Annotated in this window: 21 protein-coding genes; 15 read left to right on the top strand and 6 right to left on the bottom strand. The window is 46.1% G+C overall.

All coding sequences use genetic code 11. The features are described 5' to 3' along the window. Positions 1 to 78: 78 nt before the first annotated feature. The 3 genes from dnaG to rpsU form a co-directional block, all read right to left on the bottom strand. Positions 79 to 1821 carry a DNA primase gene (gene dnaG, locus AACT42_RS21785; protein ID WP_088720863.1) on the bottom strand — a complete coding sequence of 581 codons (1743 nt, stop codon included), beginning with the start codon at positions 1819 to 1821 and terminating at the stop codon, positions 79 to 81. A gap of 95 nt (positions 1822 to 1916) precedes the next feature. Beyond that, positions 1917 to 2360, bottom strand: a complete 444-nt coding sequence (locus tag AACT42_RS21790) for a GatB/YqeY domain-containing protein (RefSeq protein WP_088720864.1) — start codon at positions 2358 to 2360, stop codon at positions 1917 to 1919. Between the two features lie 29 nt (positions 2361 to 2389). After that, entirely contained in the window at positions 2390 to 2605 is a 216-nt protein-coding gene (gene rpsU / locus AACT42_RS21795) for a 30S ribosomal protein S21 (protein ID WP_004396009.1), read from the bottom strand. Between the two features lie 240 nt (positions 2606 to 2845). Here rpsU and tsaD point away from each other — a divergent pair, with 240 nt between their 5' ends. Together tsaD and AACT42_RS21805 are read left to right on the top strand one after the other, a co-directional pair. Then, the gene (tsaD, locus tag AACT42_RS21800) at positions 2846 to 3862 is read left to right on the top strand and encodes a tRNA (adenosine(37)-N6)-threonylcarbamoyltransferase complex transferase subunit TsaD (RefSeq protein WP_017046706.1); all 1017 of its coding nucleotides are present in this window, start codon (positions 2846 to 2848) and stop codon (positions 3860 to 3862) included. Positions 3863 to 3997: 135 nt separating this feature from the next. Then, positions 3998 to 4846, top strand: a complete 849-nt coding sequence (locus tag AACT42_RS21805; RefSeq protein ID WP_094131711.1) for an alpha/beta fold hydrolase — start codon at positions 3998 to 4000, stop codon at positions 4844 to 4846. A gap of 111 nt (positions 4847 to 4957) precedes the next feature. On the opposite strand, the gene plsY is transcribed toward AACT42_RS21805, so the two are convergent. Beyond that, complete coding sequence (gene plsY / locus AACT42_RS21810) at positions 4958 to 5560, bottom strand: glycerol-3-phosphate 1-O-acyltransferase PlsY (protein WP_017047525.1); 603 nt, start codon at positions 5558 to 5560, stop codon at positions 4958 to 4960. A gap of 187 nt (positions 5561 to 5747) precedes the next feature. Here plsY and folB point away from each other — a divergent pair, with 187 nt between their 5' ends. The 11 genes from folB to rpoS all read left to right on the top strand — a co-directional run bounded on the left by folB (position 5748) and on the right by rpoS (position 13672). Further along, positions 5748 to 6101, top strand: coding sequence for a bifunctional dihydroneopterin aldolase/7,8-dihydroneopterin epimerase (gene folB / locus AACT42_RS21815; RefSeq protein WP_017043752.1), 354 nt, complete (start codon positions 5748 to 5750; stop codon positions 6099 to 6101). After that, positions 6098 to 6589 (top strand): 2-amino-4-hydroxy-6-hydroxymethyldihydropteridine diphosphokinase, encoded by a 492-nt coding sequence (folK, locus tag AACT42_RS21820; protein ID WP_017047527.1) that lies wholly within the window; start codon positions 6098 to 6100, stop codon positions 6587 to 6589. Before folB ends, folK begins: the two co-directional genes overlap by 4 nt. Before the next feature lie 12 nt (positions 6590 to 6601). Further along, positions 6602 to 7405 (top strand): undecaprenyl-diphosphate phosphatase, encoded by an 804-nt coding sequence (locus tag AACT42_RS21825; protein WP_094131712.1) that lies wholly within the window; start codon positions 6602 to 6604, stop codon positions 7403 to 7405. A 129-nt stretch (positions 7406 to 7534) separates the two neighbouring features. After that, positions 7535 to 7816: a cell division protein FtsB gene (gene ftsB, locus AACT42_RS21830; protein ID WP_026028366.1), complete on the top strand. Its 282-nt coding sequence runs from the start codon at positions 7535 to 7537 to the stop codon at positions 7814 to 7816. Beyond that, entirely contained in the window at positions 7817 to 8548 is a 732-nt protein-coding gene (gene ispD / locus AACT42_RS21835) for a 2-C-methyl-D-erythritol 4-phosphate cytidylyltransferase (RefSeq protein ID WP_010320457.1), read from the top strand. It abuts the gene before it with no gap. After that, positions 8541 to 9026: a 2-C-methyl-D-erythritol 2,4-cyclodiphosphate synthase gene (gene ispF / locus AACT42_RS21840; protein ID WP_013857718.1), complete on the top strand. Its 486-nt coding sequence runs from the start codon at positions 8541 to 8543 to the stop codon at positions 9024 to 9026. The genes ispD and ispF overlap by 8 nt, the downstream gene beginning before the upstream one ends. Positions 9027 to 9177: 151 nt before the next feature. Continuing rightward, positions 9178 to 10275 (top strand): tRNA pseudouridine(13) synthase TruD, encoded by a 1098-nt coding sequence (gene truD / locus AACT42_RS21845; RefSeq protein ID WP_094131713.1) that lies wholly within the window; start codon positions 9178 to 9180, stop codon positions 10273 to 10275. Between the two features lie 12 nt (positions 10276 to 10287). Next, positions 10288 to 11034: a 5'/3'-nucleotidase SurE gene (gene surE / locus AACT42_RS21850; protein ID WP_010320454.1), complete on the top strand. Its 747-nt coding sequence runs from the start codon at positions 10288 to 10290 to the stop codon at positions 11032 to 11034. Then, complete coding sequence (locus tag AACT42_RS21855; RefSeq protein ID WP_013857716.1) at positions 11034 to 11660, top strand: protein-L-isoaspartate(D-aspartate) O-methyltransferase; 627 nt, start codon at positions 11034 to 11036, stop codon at positions 11658 to 11660. The genes surE and AACT42_RS21855 overlap by 1 nt, the downstream gene beginning before the upstream one ends. Before the next feature lie 5 nt (positions 11661 to 11665). Further along, positions 11666 to 12598 carry a murein hydrolase activator NlpD gene (nlpD, locus tag AACT42_RS21860; protein ID WP_041769244.1) on the top strand — a complete coding sequence of 311 codons (933 nt, stop codon included), beginning with the start codon at positions 11666 to 11668 and terminating at the stop codon, positions 12596 to 12598. Between the two features lie 72 nt (positions 12599 to 12670). After that, positions 12671 to 13672, top strand: coding sequence for an RNA polymerase sigma factor RpoS (gene rpoS, locus AACT42_RS21865; protein WP_017047531.1), 1002 nt, complete (start codon positions 12671 to 12673; stop codon positions 13670 to 13672). A gap of 116 nt (positions 13673 to 13788) precedes the next feature. On the opposite strand, the gene mutS is transcribed toward rpoS, so the two are convergent. After that, positions 13789 to 16377: a DNA mismatch repair protein MutS gene (gene mutS, locus AACT42_RS21870; protein WP_094131714.1), complete on the bottom strand. Its 2589-nt coding sequence runs from the start codon at positions 16375 to 16377 to the stop codon at positions 13789 to 13791. A gap of 242 nt (positions 16378 to 16619) precedes the next feature. After that, on the bottom strand, positions 16620 to 17510 hold the full coding sequence (gene cysM / locus AACT42_RS21875) for a cysteine synthase CysM (RefSeq protein ID WP_094131715.1): 891 nt from the start codon (positions 17508 to 17510) through the stop codon (positions 16620 to 16622). Between the two features lie 213 nt (positions 17511 to 17723). On the opposite strand from cysM, the gene cysP reads away from it, so the two are divergent. Both cysP and cysT read left to right on the top strand, forming a co-directional pair. Further along, on the top strand, positions 17724 to 18725 hold the full coding sequence (cysP, locus tag AACT42_RS21880) for a thiosulfate ABC transporter substrate-binding protein CysP (protein WP_094131716.1): 1002 nt from the start codon (positions 17724 to 17726) through the stop codon (positions 18723 to 18725). A gap of 66 nt (positions 18726 to 18791) precedes the next feature. Beyond that, a complete protein-coding gene (gene cysT / locus AACT42_RS21885; RefSeq protein WP_094131717.1) occupies positions 18792 to 19649 on the top strand; it encodes a sulfate/thiosulfate ABC transporter permease CysT in 858 nt (285 codons plus the stop codon). Positions 19650 to 19659 lie beyond the last annotated feature (10 nt).

Here is a 19659-nt window from a genome sequence, read left to right on the forward strand (position 1 = left end):
TCTGGTGAAGGAATTAGTATGCGAAATGCAAACCACATATACTAACAAATTTATTCATTGCTGACTATTTAAACTGGGTTACGCTTTCAAGTCTTTCATTAAGTCTTGAAGCTCCCGTCTCTCTTCGGCTGATAAACCGACGCTTCTTTCTTTTGCCTGCAGGTTTTCAATTTGCTTTTCGATGCATTGAGCCAATATTTTGTCCAATGAATCTAAAAATAGTTCTTCTTGGTTGTCTTCAACAAGTGGAATTTCCCAACTTGCGAGGCGAGACAGAAGGGTCTCGTTTTTATTACCGCGCCAGTGTTCAAGCAATTGGCCTGTAGTAATATTGGGGTACGCTTGACAATTCTCAAGTACCTCAATTAATAAACTTAAACCGGGTATGGGCAAGGATTGAACGCTGGAAATATCAGGCACCATTTCAGCATAGCTTGGATTTTGAATAAGCAAAGCGATCACTTCACGCATCGGTGTGCGTTTGAGCTCTTTGTGTGGCTGTGAGCGGTGTTTGTCTGATTCTGGCAGTGATGGCTTTTTATAAATCCCAGTCTTTTGCCCTAATATTTTGAGCAATTGCGCTTGTAGAGATGTGTCTGGCACTTTATTAATCAGTGGTAATGCCAGCGCCTCAAGCGCTGCTTTCCCTTCGTTATTACCGACATCAACTTGTGACAGTAGGTTGGTAAATAGGTATTTGGATAAGGGTTCAGCATCTTGCACTAACTGTTCAAAGGCCGCTTTTCCATGGGTTCTGATGTAGCTATCTGGGTCTTCACCATCAGGTAAAAACAGAAATTTAAGAATATTGCCACTTTTGAGATAACTCAACGCATTTTCCAGTGCGCGCCACGCCGCTTCTCGCCCTGCTCGGTCACCATCATAGCAACAGACCACCGTATTGGTTTGGCGAAAAAGCAGTTGTAGGTGATCGCCAGTGGTTGAGGTTCCTAGCGAAGCAACCGAGTAGTCCACTCCATATTGCGCCAGTGCCACCACATCCATATAACCTTCAACAACTAATATTTGCGGGGGTTCACGATAGGCTTGCATGACATCGTATAGGCCATACAGCTCTTTACCTTTATGGAAAATGGGGGTTTCTGGGGAGTTCAGGTATTTTGGCGTTCCATCACCGGTAACGCGTCCACCAAAGCCGATCACTCGTCCGCGGCGGTCGCGAATGGGAAACATAATACGCCCACGAAAACGATCGTAGCGATTGCCTTTGTCATTTTCGATCAACATGCCGCCGGTGACGAGCATATCTTGGCTTTCTTGTTGTTGGCCGAAGTTTTTGCGCACTAAATCCCATTCGTCAGCAATATAGCCAATACCAAATTTCTGTACGATTTCGCCAGAAAGACCGCGATCTTTTAGGTACTCGATGGCATGACGATTACCCGGAACTTTGAGTTGGTTACGGTAAAACTGCGCAATGCTGCCCATTAAGTCATAAAGGGTGCGTTTTTCTTCACTATTGGCTTTAGGGGCTGATGAGAAATGGCCACTAGAGCGTTGCTCTCGGGGAACTTCTAGCCCAACAAAAGAAGCCAATTCTTCGATAGCTTCTACGAATTCAAGGCGTTCATATTCCATCATGAAGTCGATGGCGTTGCCATGCACGCCACAACCAAAGCAGTGATAGAACTGTTTTTCTTGGCTTACACTAAATGAGGGTGTTTTTTCATTATGGAATGGGCAACAAGCACCATAGTTCTTGCCTTTTTTCTTAAGTTTTACACGTGCGTCTATGATGTCGACAATATCAAGTCGAGCAAGGAGATCATCAATAAAACTGCGAGGGATGTGTCCTGCCATAAAACCTAAAAGAAAAGACCAAAACGAATAATTAGATACAAACAAGCCGTGCGTTCCAGAGGATAGCACGGCTTGATGCAATTTGATGCGGGCATTTAAGCGAGTTTAGTTCGAACTAATCCGCCGACTTTACCCATATCTGCACGCCCTTGAATTTGCGGTTTCAAAACAGCCATCACTTTCCCCATGTCTTGCATGCCAGCAGCAGCGGACTGTGTGATTGCATCATCAATTAATGCGCTCACTTCATCATCGCTCAACGGCTGAGGCATAAATGCCTCAAGGATAGTGATTTCTGCTTGCTCTGCATCTGCGAGATCTTGACGATTGGCAGCTTCATATTGAGCGACAGAGTCGCGACGCTGTTTAACCATTTTTACCATCACAGCAAGAATATCGTCGTCGTTCAGAGTGATCTGCTCGTCGACTTCTCGTTGTTTGATCGCGGATAAGGCTAAACGAATAGTGCCAAGGCGTACTTTATCCTTGGCTTTCATCGCTAATTTTTGCTCTTCTTTGAGGATATCAATTAGAGCCATAACGCTCGTTCCTTAATGGAAAAAGGTTATTAGTACAGGCGAACGCGACGTGCGTTTTCGCGAGCTAGCTTCTTAGCGTGACGCTTTTGAGCTGCTGCTTTAGCGCGTTTGCGAACGGTAGTTGGTTTTTCATAGTGCTCACGACGACGCACTTCAGAAAGGATACCTGCTTTTTCGCAAGAGCGCTTGAAACGACGTAATGCAACATCGAACGGTTCGTTTTCACGTACTTTAACTATTGGCATATGCCTTTCACCTCAGGGGTTATTCGTTAACGCTGATATTTTGAGGCTTAAACCACAAGATTTCTTGTCTGTTTGCTCGGTTATCAGCTTGATCAAAAATGGTGCGGAATTTTAATCCGATCGCAATAGCTTTGTAAAGCACTTTGTCGATTATAGTCTGTACAAAATTTGTTTACGGAGCCAAGGCGGGGTAACATGGCGGCCATTTCCAATTGTTGATGAAAGCGTGCTGAGAAAATTATGCGCATTATTGGTATTGAAACCTCGTGTGACGAGACTGGCATCGCCATTTATGACGAAGAGAAAGGCTTACTTTCTCATCAATTGTATAGCCAAGTAAAACTGCACGCCGATTACGGCGGTGTGGTGCCGGAGCTTGCTTCTAGAGACCATGTTAAAAAAACCATTCCACTGATAAAAGCAGCGATGGCTGAAGCGAATTTGACGCCTGCGGATATTGATGGCGTGGCTTACACCGCCGGTCCTGGTTTAGTGGGTGCGCTGCTTGTTGGCGCGACGATTGGCCGTAGTTTGGCTTATGCGTGGAATGTGCCAGCGGTGCCTGTTCACCATATGGAAGGGCACCTTTTAGCTCCGATGCTTGAAGATAATCCGCCTCCGTTTCCGTTTGTGGCCGTACTGGTTTCCGGTGGTCATTCCATGATGGTAGAGGTGAAAGGGATTGGTGAATATAAGATCCTCGGAGAGTCTATTGATGACGCGGCCGGTGAGGCGTTTGATAAAACCGCGAAGCTGATGGGGCTTGATTATCCCGGGGGGCCATTGTTGGCTCGTTTGGCAGAAAAAGGAACGCCAGGGCGTTTTAAGTTTCCGCGTCCGATGACGGATCGACCAGGGTTAGACATGAGTTTCTCTGGTTTAAAAACATTTACAGCCAATACGATTGCAGCTAATGAGAATGATGATCAGACCCGAGCGGATATTGCGTATGCCTTTCAAGAGGCGGTGTGTGGCACTTTAGTGATTAAGTGCAAACGCGCCCTTGAGCAAACTGGCATGAAACGCATTGTTATTGCCGGTGGCGTGAGTGCCAATAAACAGTTACGCGCAGAGCTTGGCGCACTGGCGAAAAAAATTGGTGGTGAAGTGTATTACCCGCGTACTGAGTTTTGTACCGACAACGGTGCAATGATTGCTTATGCGGGTATGCAGCGTTTAAAAAATGGTGAAACAGTCGATTTAGCGGTGCAGGCAACACCTCGCTGGCCGATTGATCAACTTAAACCCATTATTTAGCGGGTGTCGCAACGGTCTCTTTTTAGAGGCCGTTTTGTTCTTTGGTACTTCCGTTTCTGTGGCGTTCTGTATTGATTTTAATTAGCCATTGCTTACATTCTGCTCTGAGCTGTTATCGCTCATATCAATGCTACAATGCCAACCTACTTTACTAATATTGGATTCACAATGAAGACATTTATTATTGATGATTGCCAGATGCGTTATTTGGATCAAGGGCAAGGTGAAGTGCTTGTTTTCGGTCACAGTTATCTGTGGGACAGCGCAATGTGGGCACCTCAGGTGGAAGCGTTGAGTCAACACTACCGCTGTATCGTGCCTGATTTATGGGCGCATGGTCAGTCAGATTTTGCACCGTCATCCATGAACACACTGAAAGATTATGCTCAGCATATTTTGGCTTTGATGGACCACTTATCGATTGAGCAGTTTTCTATCATTGGTCTTTCTGTAGGTGGAATGTGGGGGGCTGAGTTAGCCGTTCTTGCGCCTGCGCGCGTGAAATCATTAGTGATGATGGATACCTTTGTTGGTCTAGAGCCTGAAGTCAGCCATGCAAAATATTTTGCCATGCTCGATGCGATTGCGGCGATGCAGCAAGTGCCATCACCGATTGTTGATGCAGTTGTACCGATGTTTTTTGCAAAAGATGGCGAGCAGCAATCTCCGGCATTAGTGGCTGGATTCAAGCACCACTTATCGGCGCTTACTGGTCAACAAGCGGTGGAAGTGGCTCGGTTGGGGAAAATGATCTTCGGTCGTCGTGACATGATTGAAGAGGTGGAGCAATTGAGGTTGCCAGTACTGATTGCAGCTGGCGCTGAAGATATGCCTCGTCCGCCTCTTGAGGCTTACTTAATGAATGATGCCATTCACGGCAGTGAGTTAGATGTTATTGATAATGCTGGACATATCAGTAACTTAGAGCAACCTGAATACGTTACCGCCATGTTGACCCGTTTCTTGAAAAAAGCGCTTAGCTAGTCTTCCCTTATTAGCGGGTCATGCTTAATCGAAAAAGGCTTCGTAAGAGGCCTTTTGCTTATTCGTCATTGACGTTATTTGCAAGCGGGTTTATCCATCATCCAAGCTAGCTCAAGAACCAAGAGTTTTTTTCTCACCCACTTTCGGCTCTGTGCCAGCCAATAACCGTTTAATATTTTGGTGATGACGAAACACGATAAGGCAGCACAGCATTGCTACCGGTAAGGTATATTGTGGTTTGATCAACCAAGTGTAGAACGGAGCGAGCAGCACGGTAACCAAAGCCGCTAAGGATGAATAGCGAAATAAAAATGCAACGCTGACCCAAGTCAATATGATAAGTGCGGTGAGATCTAAACCGATCGGTGCGATTGCTCCCAGTGCTGTTGCAACACCTTTTCCGCCTTTAAAATGAAAGAAAATAGGATACATATGGCCAAGGCAAGCGGCGATGGCGACTAGGCCCAATAGAATGGGGTCAATCCCCAAATAGTAGCTGCCCCATACTGGAATAGTACCTTTGAGCATGTCACACAGCAGTACCGCGATGGCGGCTTTTTTTCCACCAATGCGTAATACGTTAGTTGCACCGGGGTTATTTGAGCCCATATTGCGAGGATCGGGCAGGCGTAATAAACGGCAGATCAACACCGCACTTGAGATCGAACCCAGTAAATAGGCAGAAATGATCATTATCAGTGCGAGTGGTGTCATAAGTACCTCTGCAGTGGAAATGCCCTAAAGCAAGTTCACAAGCCATTGTTAACCATGATGAAAAGCAAAAAAATGTTTTGGATTTCGCATCTCGACTCAGTTTGGGTATATGATATCGCGATTAGGCAAAATAGTACGATTTTTTACGCAATTAGGGTATCCGACCTCTAGAGGAAGAGACGCAAAAATGGATAAAGTCTTTATTGAACAGCTGACGGTGATCACCACCATTGGCGTGTATGATTGGGAACAAGAGATCAAGCAGAAATTAGTGCTCGACATCGAAATGGCGCACGACAATCAACCCGCAGCTAAAAGTGATGATGTAAGTGATGCGTTAGACTACGCACAAGTGAGTCAAGCGGTGATCGCACATATTGAAAATGGTCGCTTTTTATTGGTAGAGCGTGTTGCAGAAGAAGTAGCAGAGCTTATCATGCAGCGCTTTTCTGTTCCTTGGGTCAAAATTCGTTTAGCCAAGCCTGGCGCGGTAGCACAGGCATCCAGTGTTGGCGTTATCATTGAACGAGGCCATGCATGACGACGGTCTATGTTGGCGTCGGTTCTAATATTGAAAGACGCAAACATATCGAAGCGGCCATCGAGGAATTGTCGACCATCGGAAATCATCTACAGATCTCGACCATTTACGAATGTGCATCGGTTGGTTTCAATAGTGCGGCTTTTTATAATTTAGTCGTTGCGCTTGAAACAAGGCTTTCGTTGAGTGATTTCGTGGCGCAACTTCGAGCGATTGAATCTCGATGGGGGCGCGACCCGCAGGCGAAAAAATTTCAAGATCGCACCTTAGATCTCGATATCATCTTGTTTGGTGAAGAAATTTCAGCGCAAGATCCTGAACTGCCACGCAGTGATATCTTTAAATATCCATTTGTCATACAACCACTTTACGATTTGTCACCGGAACGGATCGTTCCCAATGATGGTCGTAGTGTGCGTCAAATATGGCAACAGGCGATCAACTTAGAATCGCTCACCCCTGTCAAACTTTGGTTCGACATTAATTAATAAGAGTCAGTAATGAGTTATTTAGAAGCGTTTTTTTTGGCTTTGATTCAAGGCTTAACCGAATTTTTACCTATCTCCAGCTCCGCCCATTTAATTTTGCCTTCAGCCATTTTAGGCTGGGAAGATCAAGGTCTTGCCTTTGATGTGGCGGTGCATGTCGGCACATTAGCTGCCGTGGTTATCTATTTTAGGCAAGAAGTCGTGACTTTACTGCGCGCTTTTTTTGCCTCGATTTTTAAAGGCGAGCGCAGTAAAGAATCGAAACTGGCATGGATGATCGTACTAGCAACCATTCCTGCCTGTATTTTCGGCTTTTTTATGAAAGATATTGTTGAACTCTACCTACGCAGTGCTTGGGTGATAGCAACCACCACTATTATTTTTGGTCTATTACTGTGGTATGTCGATAAAAACGCTCCATTAGCGGATGATGAATACCAAGCCGATTGGAAAAAATCGCTGATGATTGGTTTGGCACAAGCGGTTGCGGTTATCCCCGGTACCTCTCGCTCAGGAGCGACCATCACTGCGGCGTTGTATCTTGGTTTTACTCGTGAAGCGGCCGCGCGTTTTTCTTTCTTGATGTCGATTCCTATCATTGTTTTGGCGGGTGGCTATTTAGGGTTAAAGCTAGTGACCAGTGGCGAACCTGTGCATTTTGGTTTCTTAACGACGGGTATCCTGACCTCCTTTATCAGTGCTTATATTTGTATCCATTTCTTCTTAAAACTGATTTCTAAAATGGGTATGACTCCGTTTGTCATTTACCGTTTAATTCTGGGTGGCGGCTTATTTGCGTTCCTAATGATGAGTTAAATAAAGGCTTGTGGTATAAATAGCCATCATTTTCGTGCTGTGTTAGAGCGTCACTTTTTTTAAACAGCACGCTTTGTTTATCGTTTACGTTCTCTTTCATAGTGAACGTTTTGAATGGTTATAGATGTGATGCGACTTTTTGCGGTGACATTGGCGTTATTATTCGGTTTATTACAGTACGATTTGTGGCTCGGTAAAAATGGCATTGCTGATTATCGAACCATTGTCGATGAAATTGACGTGCAGCAACAAGTAAACGAAAACCTAACGCTACGAAATTCGGAAATGTTCGTCGAAATTGATGATTTACGACAAGGATTGGACGCGATTGAAGAGCGAGCGCGTCATGAATTAGGAATGATAAAAGCAGGTGAAACTTTCTATCGATTGGTCGGTGAGGATAGTCAATAAATGCCGCACAGTACGCTTTCTCTTACCGCGATTGTACCGGCTGCTGGTGTTGGCAGTCGAATGCAAGCAGATCGTCCGAAACAGTATTTAACCATACACAACAAAACCGTTCTCGAACACACAATAGCGACGCTGCTCGCGCACCCTAATATTGATCGCGTTGTTGTCGCCGTCAGTGACGATGATCCTTACTATTTTGCTCTGCCATTAGCCACTAACCCCAATGTTATTCGCGTCAGCGGTGGTCAAGAGCGAGCCGACTCGGTGCTCTCGGCGCTGCAATATGTTTTAGCTAATTCCCTAGGTGAATGGGTTCTCGTGCATGATGCAGCGCGGCCTTGTCTTACTTTTGCAGATATTGACCGATTGATTACGACGGCTAAAGAGCATCCGGTAGGTGCGATTTTAGCTGCACCCGTTCGAGACACAATGAAGCGTGCTGATGGCGAAAACAACATTGATCATACCGTTGATCGCGTCGCATTATGGCACGCACTCACCCCCCAGATGTTTAGAGCCAAGCCACTTTTTGAGGCTTTGTCGGACGCGTTAGATCAGCAAGTCATCATCACCGATGAAGCATCCGCAATGGAGTGGCAAGGGTTACATCCAGCGTTGGTCGCTGGGCGGGCGGATAATCTAAAAATTACGCAACCCGAAGATCTCGCTTTAGCTGAGTTTTATTTAGGTCGTACTTCTTCACTAGCCGCAATAGGAAATAACCATGATTAGAATTGGCCACGGTTTTGATGTTCATAAATTTGGCGGTGAAGGCCCAGTCATCATTGGGGGAATTGCCGTTCCTTATGAACAAGGCTTAATTGCTCATTCCGATGGTGATGTCGCCTTGCATGCTTTAAGTGATGCGCTGCTTGGCGCGATTGCCGCAGGTGATATTGGCCGCCATTTCCCCGATACCGATGATAAATGGAAAGGGGCAGATAGCCGTGAATTATTGAAAGATGTCTATCGCCGTGTGAAAGCGCAAGGCTACCGTTTAGGAAATGCCGACGTCACCATTATCGCGCAAGCGCCGAAGATGGCGCCGTATATTGAAGCGATGTGCGCTGCCATTGCGCAAGATCTTGAAACGACGCTAGATAATATTAACGTCAAAGCAACCACAACCGAGCGCCTTGGTTTCACTGGGCGCAAAGAAGGTATTGCTTGCGAAGCGGTTGTCTTATTGATCAAATGTACTACAGATTAAATGCACGGTTGATCAAAGCATAATATTGCCTTAATAAAACGACCCAACAAATTGAAGAGGTAATTCACTTACCTCTCCTTCTATGTAAAAACACGTTATTGATGGACTACCGCCAACGAATGGCACGCTCAGTAACGCGCAATAGCGGCTCATGCGTCGCTGTTTTTATTATTACCGCCAACTCGCGTCAGCGACGGATGAAAACATGTCAGATATATTATCTTCATTGGCTTACCTTTGTGGTAAACCAGCCGCTAAAGCCAAACTAAAAGCCAAGCCAGAGCACTTTAAAGTGATTGAAGACTTAGGATTCGAACTGGCAGGAAGCGGCGAGCACTTAATGGTTCATATTCGTAAAACCGGTGAAAATACCAGTTTTGTGGTCAATGAATTGGCTAAAGCATGTGGTGTGAAATCAAAAGATGTGAGTTGGGCTGGTCTGAAAGATCGTCATGCGGTTACGCAGCAGTGGCTCAGTGTGCATTTACCAAAAGGTGAGACGCCAGATTTCACCGAGTTTTTGGCTCAATATCCGAGCATCGAAATTCTGGAAACTACGCGTCACAATAAAAAGTTGCGCCCCGGAGATTTAGTTGGCAATCATTTTGAAATCACGCTTTCTGAAGTCACCGACACCGGCGAAGTCGTGACGCGATTAGAGCACATCGCCACGCACGGTGTGCCTAATTATTTTGGTAGCCAACGTTTTGGCAATCACGGCAATAACCTCAGTGAAGCGCGTCGCTGGGGAAAAGAGAACGTGCGTTCACGTAACCAAAATCAGCGCAGTTTGTATCTTTCGGCGGCCCGTTCGTGGATTTTCAACCAAATTGTCTCTGCCCGTATCGAGCAAGATAAGTTACACCAATTTATCGAAGGAGATATCGCACTTGAGGGAGAGAAAACGACCTTAGTTACCTTGGCGAATCTTACCGATCTCAATAACAAACTGGCATTGAATGAAGTGCAAATAAGTGCTGCTTTGGCGGGCGATAACGCACTACCGACACAAGGTGAGGCTTTAGATTTAGAACAAGTTCACCTTGATGCTGAACCTGACTTGATGGCACTGATCCGCAGCAATCGTATGCGTCATGAGCGCCGGGCGCTGATGCTTAAGCCTCAGAATCTTTCTTGGACAGTTGAACAAGACAATGTGACGTTACGTTTTGATTTAGATGCAGGAAGTTTTGCTACCTCAGTCATTCGCGAATTGGTTGAAGAGATAGCGGTTGAACGCGAGTTCTAAGGATAAAACTCGATGAAGATTTTATTAAGCAATGATGATGGTGTATACGCGCAAGGTTTAAATACCCTAGCACGCGCGCTGGCGGATCTCGCCGAGATCGTGATTGTCGCGCCGGATCGTAATCGGTCAGGAGCCTCCAATTCGCTGACATTAGAGCAGCCGCTTCGTGTGGATCTCATTGCACCTAATACCTATTCAGTGCAAGGCACACCAACCGATTGTGTGCATTTTGCACTCAATGAACTGCTCAAAGATGATCTGCCTGATTTGGTGCTGACAGGCATCAATCATGGTGCGAATTTGGGCGATGACGTGCTCTATTCGGGCACGGTTGCGGCGGCGATGGAAGGGCACTTTCTTGGGGTGCAAGCGATCGCGTTTTCACTGGTCGGGACGGCTAATTTTACTACGGCAGCCCAGATAGCACGCCAGTTGGTCGAACAGCATCTCAATGCCCCGATCCCAACCAATCGATTATTGAATGTGAACGTACCAGATCGTCCATTTGAGGAGTTAGCGGGTATTCAAGTGACGCGTTTAGGTGCTCGCCATCACGCAGAAAGTATGATTAAGCAGAAAGATCCTCGTGGGCATGATATTTATTGGTTAGGTCCTCCGGGTAAAGAGCAAGATGCAGGGCAAGGGACTGATTTCTATGCGATTGAGCATGGTTATGTCTCCTTGACGCCGTTGCAGGTTGATCTCACGGCTCATGAGTCACTGCCAAGTATGGATAACTGGTTGAAGGAAAAAGGGTAATGGCCAATCCACATGCCGACAGATTAATTGAATTTCTGATCGCGAATGGTATCCAAGATCAAACCGTTTTGGATGCCATTCATTGTTTGCCAAGAGAAAGCTTTGTTTCTCAGGCGATGATGCATCAAGCCTATGACAACAATGCCTTGCCGATAGGCCAAGGACAAACGATTTCACAACCTTACATTGTGGCAAAAATGACGCAGCTTTTAGAACTTGAGCCGCAGAGTAAGGTCTTAGAAATTGGCACAGGATCGGGTTATCAAACCGCTGTGCTTGCCCAGTTGGTTGAGCACGTGTATTCGATTGAACGGATCAAGTCATTACAGTGGGACGCGAAGCGTCGTTTAAAGCAACTTGATATTTATAACGTCTCCACTAAGCATGGTGATGGCTGGTTGGGCTGGGATGCTAAAGCTCCTTTTGATGCGATCATTGTTACGGCGGCGGCCGAATTTGTCCCAAATGCGCTGCTTGATCAGCTTGCGGAAGGTGGCCGTTTAGTGATCCCTGTCGGCAGTAGTGAGCAACAGTTATTGAAAATAGTTCGCCAAGGCGATGATTTTATTTCTAACACCATTGAGATGGTGCGTTTTGTTCCTTTAGTTGCCGGTGATTTAGCTTAGTGATGATGAGTAACCTAAGAAACAGAGTAATAATGGTGCTAATTAGTAGCGTCCTTATCGGATGTGCTGCTCATACTCCTGCACCCGTTTCTGGGCTCAATAAAGACTATAATGCCATTCCTCGTGGTAGTTATCGCGGCAGTTTTTACGAAGTGCAAAAAGGCGATACGCTCTATTTTATATCTTATGTCACAGATAAAAATGTAAACGACTTGATCCGTTTCAATAATTTAAAAAAACCTTACACCATTCATCCTGGTCAAAAACTCAAATTATGGATCCCCAATTACACGCCTCCTGCTTACGGTGGTAATGGTGTAACAGAAGTCATTGTGGCTGCAACCCCTTCGAGCACAATGGCTGGCTTAGTTTCCCCCCCAATGGTTGTAGACGGAGTGAGTAAAAACTCTAATCAAAATAGTGGATCTAATGCCGCAAGTTCTTCGACCAAAGTCGCAAAAAAAGATCCTCCTAAGGTAGTTGAACAATCGAAATCAAAAGAGTATGTTGATTCAAAAGGTAAGCAAAATGTTAATGCTAATGTAACCTTTGCTAAACCAAAAGATGATAAAGTTTCAAAATGGTTATGGCCGACACAAGGGAGAATAATTAAAAACTTTTCAGCAGGCGATCAAGGAAATAAAGGGATCGACATCGCAGGACAGCGTGGTCAATCCATTTTATCAACTGCTGCAGGAACCGTTGTCTATTCGGGAAATGCATTAAGAGGTTACGGCAATCTTGTGATTGTAAAACATAATGATAACTACCTCAGTGCTTATGCTCATAACGATCGGTTACTGGTAAAAGAAGGACAAAGTGTTAAAGCTGGCCAAAAAATAGCAACCATGGGCAGCTCAGGAACCAGCAGTGTTCGTTTACACTTTGAAATTCGTTATCAAGGTAAGTCGGTGAATCCAAAACGCTACTTACCGTAAACATACTTGAAAGAGTCATGTAGCGACATTAGAAAGTAGTAATGTCTTGCTAGCTCGCCAGGGGGAGGCGCTATGAGTATCAGCAATGCAGTAACGAAAGTCGAAGAGTTTGAAGACCAAGAGATCATGGATTCGATTGAGGTTGATGAAGAACTCACCACCACTAAAAGCCAAAGCGATGACGATGTTCAAATCGAAGATGCCAAAGAAGGATTTGATGCGTCAACAAAAAGCTTAGATGCAACACAGATGTATCTTAGCGAGATTGGTTTTTCTCCATTATTAACAGCTCAAGAAGAAGTACTTTATGCTCGTCGTTCACTGAGAGGCGATGAAGCTGCTCGTAAACGCATGATCGAAAGTAACTTACGTTTGGTCGTTAAAATTTCTCGCCGTTATGGTAATCGTGGCTTAGCTTTACTCGATCTAATTGAAGAGGGTAATTTAGGCTTGATCCGTGCGGTAGAAAAATTTGATCCAGAACGTGGCTTTAGATTCTCAACCTATGCTACTTGGTGGATCCGTCAAACCATTGAACGTGCATTAATGAACCAAACGCGCACTATCCGTTTGCCAATTCACGTCGTTAAAGAGTTGAATATCTACCTTCGCACGGCTCGCGAGCTATCGCAGAAGTTAGATCATGAACCTACCGCAGAAGAAATTGCGTTCCAACTGGATAAGCCAGTAGAAGATGTCAGTAAAATGCTGCGTCTGAACGAGCGTATCAGTTCTGTTGATACACCGATTGGCGGCGATGGTGACAAAGCACTACTCGATATCATCCCAGATGCGAACAACTCTGATCCTGAAATTTCTACGCAAGATGATGATATTCGTGAATCACTACTGAATTGGTTAGATGAACTGAACCCAAAACAAAAAGAGGTACTTGCACGCCGTTTTGGGCTATTAGGTTATGAACCGTCCACCTTAGAAGAGGTAGGCCGCGAAATTAACTTAACTCGTGAACGAGTTCGTCAAATTCAAGTGGAAGGCCTACGTCGTTTGAGAGAGATCTTGGTTAAACAAGGCTTGAACATGGAAGCGCTGTTTAATGTTGAATACGACTAAAGGTTGGTTCAACAAGACCTTGATTCATAAAACCATTGATTTATAAAACTATTGCATAAAAGCACAAAAGGCACCGACTTAAAATCGATGCCTTTTTTATTTTTAATATCAGATTGTTACATTAGCTTCTTCAAGCGATAAAGTGCTTCTAACGCTTGGCGAGGCGTTAGATCGTCAGGATCAATAGCTGCTAATGCCTGTTCGACTTCGCTTGGGTCTGGGATCAAACTGAGTTGATTAGCAATATCTACAGTTGAGCTTTTACTGCTATTAGGTTGTTGCTGGCTTAGTAATTCAAGCTGCGACAGTTTAGCGCGCGCGTTTTTGATCACTGTTTTAGGCACGCCAGCAAGACCTGCCACTGCTAGGCCGTAAGATTTACTTGCCGCTCCTTCTTGAACCGCATGCATAAAGGCAATGCTATCGCCATGTTCCACGGCATCTAAATGCACGTTGGCTAAGTGAGGTAGCTGGTTTGGCAGCTCGGTCAGTTCAAAATAATGAGTGGCAAATAGCGTTAGCGCGCCAATTTGGCTTGCGAGCCATTGTGCACTTGCCCAAGCCAATGATAACCCATCATAGGTACTGGTGCCGCGGCCAATTTCATCCATCAATACCAAGCTATTTTGTGTCGCATTATGCAAAATGTTGGCAGTTTCGGTCATTTCAACCATGAAAGTAGAGCGACCAGAGGCGAGATCGTCCGATGCACCAATGCGGGTGAAGATGCGGTCAATCGAACCGATGTGTGCTGCTTCTGCTGGCACATAGCAACCGATATGCGCTAATAAAGTAATCAATGCAGTTTGGCGCATGTAGGTCGATTTACCGCCCATGTTAGGCCCGGTAATGATCAACATTTTTCGTTGCGGATTGAGCTCAATTGGGTTGGCAATGAAGGGGTCATTCATCACTTGCTCAACGACAGGGTGACGGCCCGCTTGAATATGGATCGCTGGCTCTTTACTCAAGGTCGGGCGACAGTAGTCTAAGCTTTCAGCGCGCTCGGCAAGGTTTTGCAACACATCGAGCTGCGATAGCGAAGATGCAAGGTTTTGCATCTGCTCTAAATGAGGCAACAATAAGTCAAATAACTCTTCCCAAAGCTGCTTTTCCACTGCCAGTGCTTTTGATTTCGAGTTGAGCACTTTATCTTCATGCGCTTTTAGCTCGGCAATAATATAACGCTCGGCATTTTTCAGCGTTTGGCGGCGCACATAGTGGGGAGGAACAAGGTGACTTTGGCCACGGCTGACTTGAATGTAGAAACCGTGAATCGCGTTGTAGCCGACTTTTAGCGTATCAATGCCGTGACGTTCGCGCTCTTCAGCTTCTAATTTATTCAAGTATTCGGTTGCGCCGTTGGCTAAATCACGCCATTCATCCAGTTCGGCGCTGTAGCCATCGGCAATCACGCCACCATCACGAATCACAACTGGTGGGTTGTCTTTGATTGCTCGCTCAAGCAGTGTGCACAGCTCATCCAATGGCTGTACATGATGAGTTAACTGAACTAAGTGGGGTTGCGACAAGGGTTGCAGTATTTCACTGAGCTGCGGCAATTGCTGCATCGCATGTCGCAGGCGTGCTAAGTCTCTTGGGCGAGCGGAACGCAATGCCAAACGAGCAAGAATACGTTCAATATCGCCAATCTGTTTCAGCACAGGTTGTAATTCACTAAACAGAGCAAGCTGTTTCAACTCGCCGATCGCATCAAGGCGTTGATTCAGCGTATCAATACAGCGCATCGGTTGGTGTAACCAGCGTTTGAGCATGCGGCTGCCCATTGGGGTGGCGCAGTGATCGAGCACTTCCGCTAAGGTGTTATCAAAGCCACCGGACAAGTTCTGCGTGATCTCTAAATTACGGCGCGTGGCGGCATCTAAGATCACCGAGTGATCTTGGCGATCAAACGTCAGCGAACGAATATGAGGCAGTGCAGTGCGCTGCGTATCTTTCACGTATTGAATCAAGCAGCCAGCGGCGCATAAGCCCAGTTTAGCCTGTTCTACGCCAAAACCGACCAAATCACGCGTACCAAATTGTTGGTTCAACTGCTGTTTTGCTGTCTCTAACTCAAATTCCCAAATAGGGCGGCGACGGTTTCCTTTGCGGTTGCCCATTAAAGTGACTGGCGTGAAATCTTCAGGGAAGAGCAGTTCGCGCGGTGCGGTGCGTTGCAGTTCGGCGGCCATCGCCTCTTCGGTTTCTGGCTCACTCAGTTGGAAGCGCCCTGAAGTGATGTCTAAGGTTGCGTAGCCAAAGCGACCATCGTGGTGGTAGATGGCAGCAATTAAGTTATCGACTCGCTCAGAGAGCAAGGCTTCATCCGTGACCGTACCGGGCGTGACAATCCGTACCACTTTACGCTCAACGGGGCCTTTGCTGGTGGCAGGATCGCCAATTTGTTCACAAATCGCGACAGATTCGCCCTGTTGTACCAATTTCGCTAAGTAACCTTCCACGGCATGATAGGGAACGCCCGCCATTGGAATAGGCTCACCCGCAGAAGCACCGCGTTTGGTGAGTGATATTTCCAGCAATTGCGATGCGCGTTTAGCGTCATCGTAAAACAGCTCGTAGAAATCGCCCATCCGATAAAAGAGCAGAATATCGGGGTTTTCGGCTTTCAATTGCAGATATTGCCGCATCATCGGGGTGTGCTGTGGTGAAGACTCGGCGGAAGATGCGCTGGATTTGCTCATGTTATTCGTCACTCGATTATCAATGGCTGACTGTGAAAATGACCACTGTACAGGAATGGCAGCGGCCTTAGCTCTGACATGAGTTAGAAAGAATCGTCAGAACATGCATTTAAATAGTTGGAGAGGATAACAAACTTCGCTATTGCTGAGCAATCAAGGGATGCTGATGTGAAAGCAAAGCCAAGGGCTAAAGAGTGATGAGCGCGTCAGCACTGATTAGCCCGTTGGGTTGGAGATTTGATCTAAGAAAAAAGACCGGATGAGAGATAACGATCGCCTCGATCGCAAATGATGGCAACAACCACCGCTCCGGGATTTTGTTGCGCGATTTGTAACGCAGCGAAAACGGCGCCTCCAGAGCTGACGCCAGCGCAAATACCTTCTTGGGTTGCCAAAGCACGAGCCGTATTGATGGCATCTTGCTCTTCGATATCGAGTACCACATCAACACGTGATGATTCAAAAATGCCGGGTAAATAAGCTTGAGGCCAGCGGCGAATGCCCGGAATTGCACTGCCTTCTGCTGGTTGTAAACCGACAATGCTTATCTCTGGATTTTGCGTTTTTAGATAGCGAGAAGTGCCCATGATGGTGCCCGTTGTGCCCATACTTGAGACAAAGTGGGTGATTTCCCCGTAGCTTTGTTGCCAAATTTCTGGGCCAGTAGAATCGAAATGAGCTTGCGGGTTGTCGGGGTTATTGAATTGATCGAGTACTTTTCCTTTGCCTTCACTTTGCATTTTTAATGCTAAATCGCGCGCTCCTTCCATGCCTTGCTCTTTGCTGACTAAAATGAGCTCACAACCATACGCTTTCATCGCGTCTTTACGCTCTTGGGTGGCATTATCTGGCATGATTAAAATCATTTTGTAGCCTTTGATGGCGGCCGCCATTGCCAGCGCAATACCCGTGTTGCCGCTGGTCGCTTCAATGATGGTATCGCCCGGTTGGAGCTCTTGGCGACGCTCTGCTTGCACTATCATATTGAGTGCTGGGCGATCTTTGACTGAACCTGCTGGGTTATTGCCTTCTAGCTTGACCAATACGGTGCTTGAGGTGTGAGCCGCCAGTCGCTGCAAGCGAACTAAAGGCGTTTGCCCGACATATGCTTCAATCGTTGGAAAGTCCGCCATCATGTTGTCCTTAATTTTTTTAGTCGGAAGAGTAAGATGACGTATCCACCTTACCGAACACTACTATAAAGTCGTGCTGGTAATTGGCATACAATTTATTGCTAGAGTTTATTCCAAAAAGTTCTAGTTATCCTCTTTGTTATAATTCATTTTCCTCATACTCTAATTGCCAAGGACGCCATTTTGGCCGTAGTGATTAGGGAGTAGCAATATATGAAGTTCATCAAGTCAGCCTTAGCCAGCTTATTAGCCGTAGGATCGTTGAATGTTTCGGCCGCGGATCAAACCATTCTCAACTCATCGTACGACATCGCTCGCGAGCTGTTTGCTTCTTATAACCCAGTGTTTGAAAAACACTGGCAACAAAAGACAGGCCAAACAGTGGAGATCAAACAGTCGCACGGTGGGTCATCTGCGCAAGCTCGCTCAATTTTGCAGGGGTTAGCCGCCGATGTAGTGACATTCAATCAGGTAACGGATGTTCAGGTGCTGCACGATCGCGGCAAGCTTATCGATTCTAATTGGCAAGAAAAATTGCCCAATGCAAGCTCACCTTACTACTCCACGACCGCATTTTTAGTGCGCAAGGGAAATCCAAAAAATATTCAAGATTGGGGCGATCTCGCCAAAGCTGATGTGGCCTCTGTATTCCCCAATCCTAAAACCTCAGGTAATGCACGTTATACCTATTTGGCTGCGGTCGGTTATGCACAAAAGACTTTTGGCAAAGAGAAACAAGCCGAGCAGGATCAATTCCTCAAACAATTTTTAGCTAATGTTGCGGTATTTGATACTGGCGGCCGTGGTGCGACTACTTCGTTTGTTGAACGTGGCATTGGCGATGTGCTGATTACGTTTGAATCTGAAGTGAACAATATTCGTCAGCAGTATGGCGTGGATGAATATCAAGTTGTGGTACCTAAGACCTCTATCTTGGCCGAGTTTCCCGTGGCCGTGGTGGAAAAAAATGCCAAGCGTAAAGGCACGCTTGAGGTAGCCAACGAATATCTCGCTTATCTGTACAGTGAAGAAGCGCAACGTTTGCTGGCTGGGTTTAATTACCGCGTTCATGATGAAAAAGTGAACGAAGAATTTGCTGATCGCTTCCCTGAAGTTGAATTGCTAACAGTTGAGAGCATTGCTGGCGGGTGGGAAAATGCCATGAAACTTCATTTTGCCAATGGCGCGAAGCTTGACCAACTTCAACGTCGTTAATTCGTCATCGCCACCTGCGCTGAGTGTGGGTGGTTTTCTTACGCATCCGTTTTGTTTCGAGGGTTTATGAGCCATTTCTTCACCGCTTCTTTATCTCGCCCACGCCATAAAAGGGTGCTGCCCGGATTTGGCATTAGCCTCGGTACTTCGCTGTTTTTTGTCAGTTTAGTGCTGCTATTGCCCGCCAGTGGTTTGATTATGCAGACGAGCCAAATGTCGCTCACCGAGTATTGGCAGGTGGTGGCGGACCCTCGTGTACTGGCCAGTTACAAAGTAACGGTGGGCGCGGCACTCATCGCCTCATTGTTTAATGGCTTGCTAGGATTATTACTCGCTTGGGTGCTGGTTCGTTATGATTTTTATGGCAAACGTATTCTTGATGCTTTAGTCGATTTACCGTTTGCTTTGCCTACCGCCGTTGCAGGCATCACGTTGGCGACGCTTTACTCATCCAATGGCTGGGTGGGCAGCGTACTTGGCGAGCTTGGAATTAAAGTGGCTTATACCCCCTTGGGTATTGTTGTCGCGATGGCGTTTACCAGTATTCCGTTTGTGGTACGCACGGTACAACCCGTCTTGGAAGAGATCTCCAAAGAAGAGGAAGAAGCGGGAATGACGTTAGGCGCATCAGACAGCGCCGTATTTTGGAAAGTGATCATGCCTTCGATTCGTCCAGCACTATTGGTTGGTATTGCACTCTCATTTACGCGTAGCTTGGGCGAGTTTGGTGCAGTGATTTTCATTGCGGGCAATATGCCTTACGTCAGTGAAATTACCTCATTAATGATTTTTGTACGCTTACAAGAATTTGATTTTCCGGCGGCGAGTGCCATTGCTTCAGTGGTATTGATGGCATCGTTATCGCTGCTACTACTGATCAATCTATGGCAGGGCGCATACCTGCGTCGAATTCATGGACGTTAAGGAACCGATG

The sequence above is a fragment of the Vibrio sp. V15_P4S5T153 genome (genome assembly GCF_963874485.1).
Lineage (GTDB): Bacteria > Pseudomonadota > Gammaproteobacteria > Enterobacterales > Vibrionaceae > Vibrio > Vibrio anguillarum.

Bases quoted from the DNA above. Each gene is read 5' to 3' on its own strand.
- dnaG (WP_088720863.1), bottom strand. From the start codon at position 1,821: ATGGCAGGACACATCCCTCGCAGTTTTATTGATGATCTCCTTGCTCGA.
- AACT42_RS21790 (WP_088720864.1), bottom strand. From the start codon at position 2,360: ATGGCTCTAATTGATATCCTCAAAGAAGAGCAAAAATTAGCGATGAAA.
- rpsU (WP_004396009.1), bottom strand. From the start codon at position 2,605: ATGCCAATAGTTAAAGTACGTGAAAACGAACCGTTCGATGTTGCATTA.
- tsaD (WP_017046706.1), top strand. From the start codon at position 2,846: ATGCGCATTATTGGTATTGAAACCTCGTGTGACGAGACTGGCATCGCC.
- AACT42_RS21805 (WP_094131711.1), top strand. From the start codon at position 3,998: ATGCCAACCTACTTTACTAATATTGGATTCACAATGAAGACATTTATT.
- plsY (WP_017047525.1), bottom strand. From the start codon at position 5,560: ATGACACCACTCGCACTGATAATGATCATTTCTGCCTATTTACTGGGT.
- folB (WP_017043752.1), top strand. From the start codon at position 5,748: ATGGATAAAGTCTTTATTGAACAGCTGACGGTGATCACCACCATTGGC.
- folK (WP_017047527.1), top strand. From the start codon at position 6,098: ATGACGACGGTCTATGTTGGCGTCGGTTCTAATATTGAAAGACGCAAA.
- AACT42_RS21825 (WP_094131712.1), top strand. From the start codon at position 6,602: ATGAGTTATTTAGAAGCGTTTTTTTTGGCTTTGATTCAAGGCTTAACC.
- ftsB (WP_026028366.1), top strand. From the start codon at position 7,535: ATGCGACTTTTTGCGGTGACATTGGCGTTATTATTCGGTTTATTACAG.
- ispD (WP_010320457.1), top strand. From the start codon at position 7,817: ATGCCGCACAGTACGCTTTCTCTTACCGCGATTGTACCGGCTGCTGGT.
- ispF (WP_013857718.1), top strand. From the start codon at position 8,541: ATGATTAGAATTGGCCACGGTTTTGATGTTCATAAATTTGGCGGTGAA.
- truD (WP_094131713.1), top strand. From the start codon at position 9,178: ATGCGTCGCTGTTTTTATTATTACCGCCAACTCGCGTCAGCGACGGAT.
- surE (WP_010320454.1), top strand. From the start codon at position 10,288: ATGAAGATTTTATTAAGCAATGATGATGGTGTATACGCGCAAGGTTTA.
- AACT42_RS21855 (WP_013857716.1), top strand. From the start codon at position 11,034: ATGGCCAATCCACATGCCGACAGATTAATTGAATTTCTGATCGCGAAT.
- nlpD (WP_041769244.1), top strand. From the start codon at position 11,666: ATGAGTAACCTAAGAAACAGAGTAATAATGGTGCTAATTAGTAGCGTC.
- rpoS (WP_017047531.1), top strand. From the start codon at position 12,671: ATGAGTATCAGCAATGCAGTAACGAAAGTCGAAGAGTTTGAAGACCAA.
- mutS (WP_094131714.1), bottom strand. From the start codon at position 16,377: ATGAGCAAATCCAGCGCATCTTCCGCCGAGTCTTCACCACAGCACACC.
- cysM (WP_094131715.1), bottom strand. From the start codon at position 17,510: ATGGCGGACTTTCCAACGATTGAAGCATATGTCGGGCAAACGCCTTTA.
- cysP (WP_094131716.1), top strand. From the start codon at position 17,724: ATGAAGTTCATCAAGTCAGCCTTAGCCAGCTTATTAGCCGTAGGATCG.
- cysT (WP_094131717.1), top strand. From the start codon at position 18,792: ATGAGCCATTTCTTCACCGCTTCTTTATCTCGCCCACGCCATAAAAGG.